Source organism: Neisseria sp. HMSC070F02 (assembly GCF_001814225.1).
GTDB lineage: Bacteria > Pseudomonadota > Gammaproteobacteria > Burkholderiales > Neisseriaceae > Neisseria > Neisseria meningitidis.
On record NZ_KV815379.1, the window covers coordinates 14,778 to 22,244 of the forward strand.

Annotated in this window: 5 protein-coding genes; 3 read left to right on the forward strand and 2 right to left on the reverse strand. The window is 56.6% G+C overall.

The window, feature by feature from the left end:
• The first annotated feature begins 73 nt into the window (after positions 1–73).
• Positions 74–172 carry a hypothetical protein gene (locus HMPREF2959_RS03040; protein WP_014575118.1) on the forward strand — a complete coding sequence of 33 codons (99 nt, stop codon included), beginning with the start codon at positions 74–76 and terminating at the stop codon, positions 170–172.
• Between the two features lie 70 nt (positions 173–242).
• On the opposite strand, the gene HMPREF2959_RS03045 is transcribed toward HMPREF2959_RS03040, so the two are convergent.
• Both HMPREF2959_RS03045 and gyrB read right to left on the reverse strand, forming a co-directional pair.
• A complete protein-coding gene (locus tag HMPREF2959_RS03045; protein ID WP_002243203.1) occupies positions 243–1,628 on the reverse strand; it encodes an L-serine ammonia-lyase in 1,386 nt (461 codons plus the stop codon).
• A 98-nt stretch (positions 1,629–1,726) separates the two neighbouring features.
• A complete protein-coding gene (gyrB, locus tag HMPREF2959_RS03050; protein WP_002243204.1) occupies positions 1,727–4,117 on the reverse strand; it encodes a DNA topoisomerase (ATP-hydrolyzing) subunit B in 2,391 nt (796 codons plus the stop codon).
• Between the two features lie 269 nt (positions 4,118–4,386).
• Between gyrB and HMPREF2959_RS03055 the strand changes: the two genes are divergently transcribed.
• Positions 4,387–5,259, forward strand: coding sequence for a mechanosensitive ion channel family protein (locus HMPREF2959_RS03055; RefSeq protein WP_002225975.1), 873 nt, complete (start codon positions 4,387–4,389; stop codon positions 5,257–5,259).
• A gap of 87 nt (positions 5,260–5,346) precedes the next feature.
• On the forward strand, positions 5,347–7,383 hold the full coding sequence (locus HMPREF2959_RS03060) for a M3 family metallopeptidase (RefSeq protein WP_002243205.1): 2,037 nt from the start codon (positions 5,347–5,349) through the stop codon (positions 7,381–7,383).
• Positions 7,384–7,467 lie beyond the last annotated feature (84 nt).

The following is a 7,467-nucleotide window of genomic DNA, read 5'->3' on the forward strand; positions in this document are numbered from 1 at the left end:
TTGTCCTGATTTTTGTTAATCCACTATAAAAATTCTTGCCGGATGCTGCAAACAACGCCGGTTTGCATTCCTGATGGCGGTGGTTTTCTTAGACGAACGCCCGAACACGCAGGAATGGATAGGCTTGGGGCTGGTTACGGCGGGCGTGTTGACGCTGGCACTGAAACGGTAAAGCCGCAAGAAATAAATGAAATGCCGTCTAAAAAACTGTTTTCAGACGGCATTTTCGTTTCTGTCCATCCTCAGCACTCGACCACGCGCACGGATACGGGGACGGCTTTTTTCCGGAGCGTGGCGGCGAGTCCGGCAAGCGAGGTTTCTTTGTAGGTCGCCTTCATATCCCGGCCGGTTTGCAGCATGGTTCGGATGACTTCGTCGAGCGAGACTTTTTTGTCCGTGCCGTCTTCCAAAAGCGCGAGCGTGCCGAGTTTGAGGGCTTTTTCGGCGGCGATGCCGTTGCGCTCGATGCAGGGGATTTGCACCAGTCCGCCGACGGGGTCGCAAGTCAGCCCCAAATGGTGTTCCATCGCCATTTCGGCGGCGTTTTCCACTTGTTTGGGCGTGCCGCCGATGACTTCGGCGTATGCGCCCGCCGCCATCGAACACGCTACGCCGACTTCGCCCTGACAGCCGACATCCGCACCGGAAATGGAGGCGTTGGTCTTGTAGAGGATGCCGATTGCGCCTGCGGTGAGCAGGAAGTTTTCGACGCGTTCCTGTGTGGCGTGCGGATTGAACTTGCGGAAATAGTGCAATACGGCGGGAATGATGCCTGCCGCGCCGTTGGTCGGTGCGGTAACGACGCGTCCGCCGGCGGCGTTTTCTTCGTTGACCGCCATGGCGTACACCATCGGCCAGAGCTGGGTGTTGACGATTTCGGTTTCGCGCAGGACTTTGAGCTTGGCGGCAAGCTGCGGGGCGCGGCGGCGGACGTTCAATCCGCCGGGCAGTTCGCCGTCCGCACCCAAGCCGCGTTTGATGCAGCCTTCCATAACCTCGGCAACGGCAGCGGCGCGGCGGCGGATTTCGGCTTCGCCGCATCCGGCAAGCGCGGCTTCGTTTGCCAACACGACTTCGGAGATGTCGAGCCGGTTCAGACGGCATCGGGCAAGCAGTTCGGCGCAACTGGTATAGGGATAGGGAACGGCTTTTTCCGTTTCCGCCTGCCGGTCAAAATCTTCTTCGGTAACGACAAAGCCGCCGCCGACCGAATAATAAACCTGTTCTTTCAAGACGATGCCGTCTGAAGCATAGGCGGTAAAACGCAGGCCGTTGGGGTGTTTGGGCAGCACTTGATTGCCGAGTATGTTCAGGTCGCGGTCGGGGATGAAGCGGATTTCTTGCCCGTTGAGCCGGAGGATGTGCTGCGTGCGGATGCGTTCGAGGCGTTCGGGAATGCCGACAAGCGGGATGTCGTGCGGCAGGCTGCCTTCCAAACCGAGCATCAGTGCGTCAAATGTACCGTGTCCGTATCCGGTCAGGGCGAGCGAGCCGTAAATGTCGATGACGATGCGAACAGCCTGTGCATCCAAACCTGCCGCAAAGGCGGCGGCTGCCTTCATCGGGCCGACCGTATGCGAACTGGAAGGCCCGATACCGATTTTGAAAATATCAAAAATGCTGACCATGGTTTTGCTCCGAAAGGCGGTTTCAGACGGTATGGCTTCCGTTTGACAAACCAAAAGGAGACGCGGCACGATGCCCGTCTCCTTTTTTAAAACGGCACTTATGCGTCGATATTTTGGGCAATCAGCGCGTTGTTTTCGATAAAGGCGCGGCGCGGTTCGACCTCGTCGCCCATCAGGGTAACGAATACTTCGTCGGCGGCAATGGCGTCTTCGATGCGCACTTTCAACAGACGGCGCACGGCGGGATCCATCGTGGTTTCCCACAGCTGCTCGGGGTTCATCTCGCCCAAGCCTTTGTATCGTTGGATGGACATACCTTTTTGGGCAACGCTCATCAAGATGTCCAAAGCGGTTTCAAAGCTGTCCGCGTCGTACCCGTTTTCGCCTTTGTAAAGCTTGGCACCCTCGCCGACCATGCCTTTGAGCGCGGCGGCGGTTTGGGTGAGGGTTTGGTAGGCTTTGCTGTTGAGGAACTTGGGTTCGATGTAGCTGACCATGACGTTGCCGTGCAGCTTGCGCGTGATTTTGATGAACCGGTGTCCTTCATGACCTTCGATGCGTTCGAGGGCGACTTCTTTTTCGTCAAGCAGACCGGAAAGTTCGGCAACGGCTTTATCGGCGTTTTCAGACGACGTCAAATCAATGGGCGACGCGTGTAGCATGGCGCGCAGGACGAGTTCGTCTACGAAGCGGCTTTCCTGTTCGATGACGGTTTTTGCCAACAGGAATTGTTTGGCGGTGTCGGCAAGTTCTGCGCCTTCGATGGTGCGGCCGTCTGAAACGATTTTGGCTTTTTCCAAGGCAAGACCGAGCAGCCATTGGTCTTTTTCCAACTCGTCCTTGAGGTAACGTTCCTGTTTGCCGTATTTCGCTTTATACAAAGGCGGCTGGGCGATATAGATGTAGCCGCGCTCGACCAGTTCGGGCATTTGGCGGTAGAAGAAGGTCAGGAGCAGGGTGCGGATGTGCGCGCCGTCCACGTCGGCATCGGTCATGATGATGATGCGGTGGTAGCGCAGCTTCTCGGCATTGAATTCTTCTTTGCCGATGCCCGCGCCCAACGCGGTAATCAAAGCGGCTACTTCCTGACTGGCGAGCATTTTTTCAAAGCGCGCTTTTTCGACGTTCAAAATCTTGCCCTTAAGCGGCAAAATCGCTTGGAATTTGCGGTCGCGCCCCTGCATGGCGGAACCGCCTGCAGAATCGCCCTCGACCAGATAAAGTTCTGACAATGCGGGGTCTTTTTCTTGGCAGTCGGCGAGTTTACCGGGTAGCCCCAAGCCGTCCATTACGCCTTTGCGGCGGGTGATTTCGCGGGCTTTGCGGGCGGCTTCGCGCGCGCGGGCGGCATCGACGATTTTGCCGGTGATGATTTTGGCTTCGTTCGGGTTTTCTTCAAGGAAGTCGGTCAGCGCTTGGTTGATGACTTCGTTGACAACGGGGCCGATTTCGCTGGAAACCAGTTTGTCTTTGGTTTGGGATGAGAATTTGGGGTCGGGCAGTTTGACGGACAACACGCAGGTCAAACCTTCGCGCATATCGTCGCCTGCTGTTTCCACTTTGGCTTTTTTGGCGACTTCGTTGGCTTCGATGTAGCTGTTGATGGTGCGTGTCATCACTTGGCGCAACGCGGTCAAGTGCGTACCGCCGTCGCGCTGAGGGATGTTGTTGGTGAAGCACTGCACGCTTTCTTGGTAGCTGTCGTTCCACTGCATCGCGCATTCGACGCTCATGCCGTCTTTCTCGCCGAACGCATAGAAGATTTTTTCGTGCAACGGCGTTTTTTTGCGGTTCATGTATTGCACGAAACCGGCCACGCCGCCGGAAAGGGCGAAGCTTTCGTGTTTGCCGTCGCGTTCGTCGGTCAATTCGATGTCCACGCCGTTGTTCAGGAAGGAAAGTTCGCGAATGCGTTTGGCGAGGATGTCGAAGCTGTATTCGACGTTGCCGAAAGTTTCCGTGCTGGCGAGGAAGCGTACGGTCGTGCCTTTCTTGTCGGAATCGCCGACAACTTTCAGCGGCTCTTCGGTTTCGCCGCGCACGAAGCGGACGAAGTGTTCTTTGCCGTCGCGGTAGATGGTCAGCGTAACCCAGTCGGACAGCGCGTTGACGACGGACACGCCCACGCCGTGCAGGCCGCCGGAGATTTTGTAGCTGTTGTTGTCGAATTTACCGCCCGCGTGCAAGACGGTCATGATGACTTCGGCGGCGGAGCGTCCTTCTTTCGGGTGGATGCCGGTGGGCATACCGCGCCCATTGTCGGCGACGCTGACGGAATGGTCGGCGTGGATGGTAACGGTGATTTTGTCGCAATGTCCGGCGAGTGCTTCGTCAATGGCGTTGTCCAATACTTCGAACACCATGTGGTGCAGGCCGCTGCCGTCCTGCGTGTCGCCGATGTACATACCGGGGCGTTTGCGTACCGCTTCCAAGCCTTCGAGCACCTGAATGCTGTCGGCGCCGTATTCTTCGTGTTTTTGTTCAGTCATATTTTTTGCCGGATTTTGAAAAGATTTTGCGATGCCGCCAAAACAAGTCCGCACCTTGTGGAAAAAGCGGGCGGGACGACATATATAATTGTGTATTATAGCCGATTTTGCCGCCTAATTCAGCGTTATCCGCATCAGTGTGCCGCCGGGAAAAGATGAAACGGTACGTTTGCCTCCGGCATCAGGTCGGGGATTGTCCCGTAAAGTGGCAAAAGCGTTTTTTTGCCACTAAAATCTACACCCTATACTTTTCGGACAGGGGCGCGGAAATGGAAATATGGAATATGTTGGACACTTGGCTCGGTGCCGTCCCGATACGTGCGGAGGCGGTCGAATCCGTGGCGGTGGTCGCGGCTTTGCTGCTGGCGCGCGCCCTTCTGTTGAATATCCACTTCAAACGGCATCCGGATTTCGGCATCGAAAGCAAGCGGCGGTTTTTGGTTGCCAGCCGCAATATAACGCTGCTTTTGGTGCTGTTTTCGCTGGCATTTATCTGGTCGGCGCAAATCCAAACGCTGGCTTTGTCGATGTTTGCGGTGGCGGCGGCGGTCGTCGTGGCGACGAAGGAACTGATTATGTGTCTGTCGGGCAGTATTTTAAGGTCTGCCACCCAGCAATACTCGGTCGGCGACTATATCGAAATCAACGGCCTGCGCGGGCGCGTGGTCGACATCAACCTGTTGAACACGCTGATGATGCAGGTCGGTCCGAACCCCTTGGTCGGACAGCTTGCGGGAACCACCGTTTCTTTCCCCAACAGCCTGTTGTTGAGCCACCCCGTGCGCCGCGACAATATTTTGGGCGACTATGTCATCCATACGGTCGAAATCCCCGTTCCCATCCATTTGGATTCGGATGAAGCCGTATGCCGTCTGAAAGCCGTACTCGAGCCCTTGTGCGCGCCCTACATCCCCGCCATCCAACGGCATTTGGAAAACGTGCAGGCGGAAAAACTGTTTATCACGCCCGCCGCCAGACCGCGCGTTACCCGCGTGCCGTACGATGACAAGGCATACCGCATCATCGTCCGCTTCGCCTCCCCCGTTTCAAAGCGGCTGGAAATCCAACAGGCGGTTATGGACGAATTTTTGCGCGTACAATACCGCCTGTTAAATTACCCCGCCGGCTCCGAAACACTTTAACTTTCCCCGACCGACCCCATTTCCGGCTTCAGACGGCATATTGCCGATATGCTGTCTGAAGCACAACACGCAAAGGAAACCCATCTTATGACTGACAACGCACTGCTCCATTTGGGCGAAGAACCCCGTTTTGATCAAATCAAAACCGAAGACATCAAACCCGCCCTGCAAACCGCCATCGCCGAAGCGCGCGAACAAATCGCCGCCATCAAAGCCCAAACGCACACCGGCTGGGCAAACACTGTCGAACCCCTGACCGGCATCACCGAACGCGTCGGCAGGATTTGGGGCGTGGTGTCGCACCTCAACTCCGTCGCCGACACGCCCGAACTGCGCGCCGTCTATAACGAACTGATGCCCGAAATCACCGTCTTCTTCACCGAAATCGGACAAGACATCGAGCTGTACAACCGCTTCAAAACCATCAAAAACTCCCCCGAGTTCGACACCCTCTCCCCCGCGCAAAAAACCAAACTCAACCACGATCTGCGCGATTTCGTCCTCAGCGGCGCGGAACTGCCGCCCGAACAGCAGGCAGAACTGGCAAAACTGCAAACCGAAGGCGCGCAACTTTCCGCCAAATTCTCCCAAAACGTCCTAGACGCGACCGACGCGTTCGGCATTTACTTTGACGATGCTGCACCGCTTGCCGGCATTCCCGAAGACGCGCTCGCCATGTTTGCCGCTGCCGCGCAAAGCGAAGGCAAAACAGGCTACAAAATCGGTTTGCAGATTCCGCACTACCTCGCCGTCATCCAATACGCCGACAACCGCGAACTGCGCGAACAAATCTACCGCGCCTACGTTACCCGCGCCAGCGAACTTTCAGACGGCGGCAAATTCGACAACACCGCCAACATCGACCGCACGCTCGCAAACGCCCTGCAAACCGCCAAACTGCTCGGCTTCAAAAACTACGCCGAATTGTCGCTGGCAACCAAAATGGCGGACACGCCCGAACAAGTTTTAAACTTCCTGCACGACCTCGCCCGCCGCGCCAAACCCTACGCCGAAAAAGACCTCGCCGAAGTCAAAGCCTTCGCCCGCGAAAGCCTGAACCTCGCCGATTTGCAACCGTGGGACTTGGGCTACGCCAGCGAAAAACTGCGCGAAGCCAAATACGCGTTCAGCGAAACCGAAGTCAAAAAATACTTCCCCGTCGGCAAAGTATTAAACGGACTGTTCGCCCAAATCAAAAAACTCTACGGCATCGGATTTACCGAAAAAACCGTCCCCGTCTGGCACAAAGACGTGCGCTATTTTGAATTGCAACAAAACGGCGAAACCATAGGCGGCGTCTATATGGACCTCTACGCCCGCGAAGGCAAACGCGGCGGCGCGTGGATGAACGACTACAAAGGTCGCCGCCGTTTTTCAGACGGCACGCTGCAACTGCCCACCGCCTACCTCGTCTGCAACTTCGCCCCACCCGTCGGCGGCAGGGAAGCCCGCCTGAGCCACGACGAAATCCTCATCCTCTTCCACGAAACCGGACACGGGCTGCACCACCTGCTTACCCAAGTGGACGAACTGGGCGTGTCCGGTATCAACGGCGTAGAATGGGACGCGGTCGAACTGCCCAGCCAGTTTATGGAAAATTTCGTTTGGGAATACAATGTATTGGCGCAAATGTCCACCCACGAAGAAACCGGCGAGCCCCTGCCGAAAGAACTCTTCGACAAAATGCTCGCCGCCAAAAACTTCCAACGCGGAATGTTCCTCGTCCGCCAGATGGAGTTCGCCCTCTTCGATATGATGATTTACAGCGAAGACGACGAAGGCCGTCTGAAAAACTGGCAACAGGTTTTAGACAGCGTGCGCAAAGAAGTCGCCGTCATCCAACCGCCCGAATACAACCGCTTCGCCTTGAGCTTCGGCCACATCTTCGCAGGCGGCTATTCCGCAGGCTATTACAGCTACGCGTGGGCGGAAGTATTGAGCGCGGACGCATACGCCGCCTTTGAAGAAAGCGACGATGTCGCCGCCACAGGCAAACGCTTTTGGCAGGAAATCCTCGCCGTCGGCGGATCGCGCAGCGCGGCAGAATCCTTCAAAGCCTTCCGCGGCCGCGAACCGAGCATAGACGCACTCTTGCGCCACAGCGGTTTCGACAACGCGGTCTGACGGCAGGGTTGAAGTAAAAAATATGGCGGATTCGATAGAAAAACATCCGCACCGTCATTCCCGCGCAGGCGGGAATCCAGACCG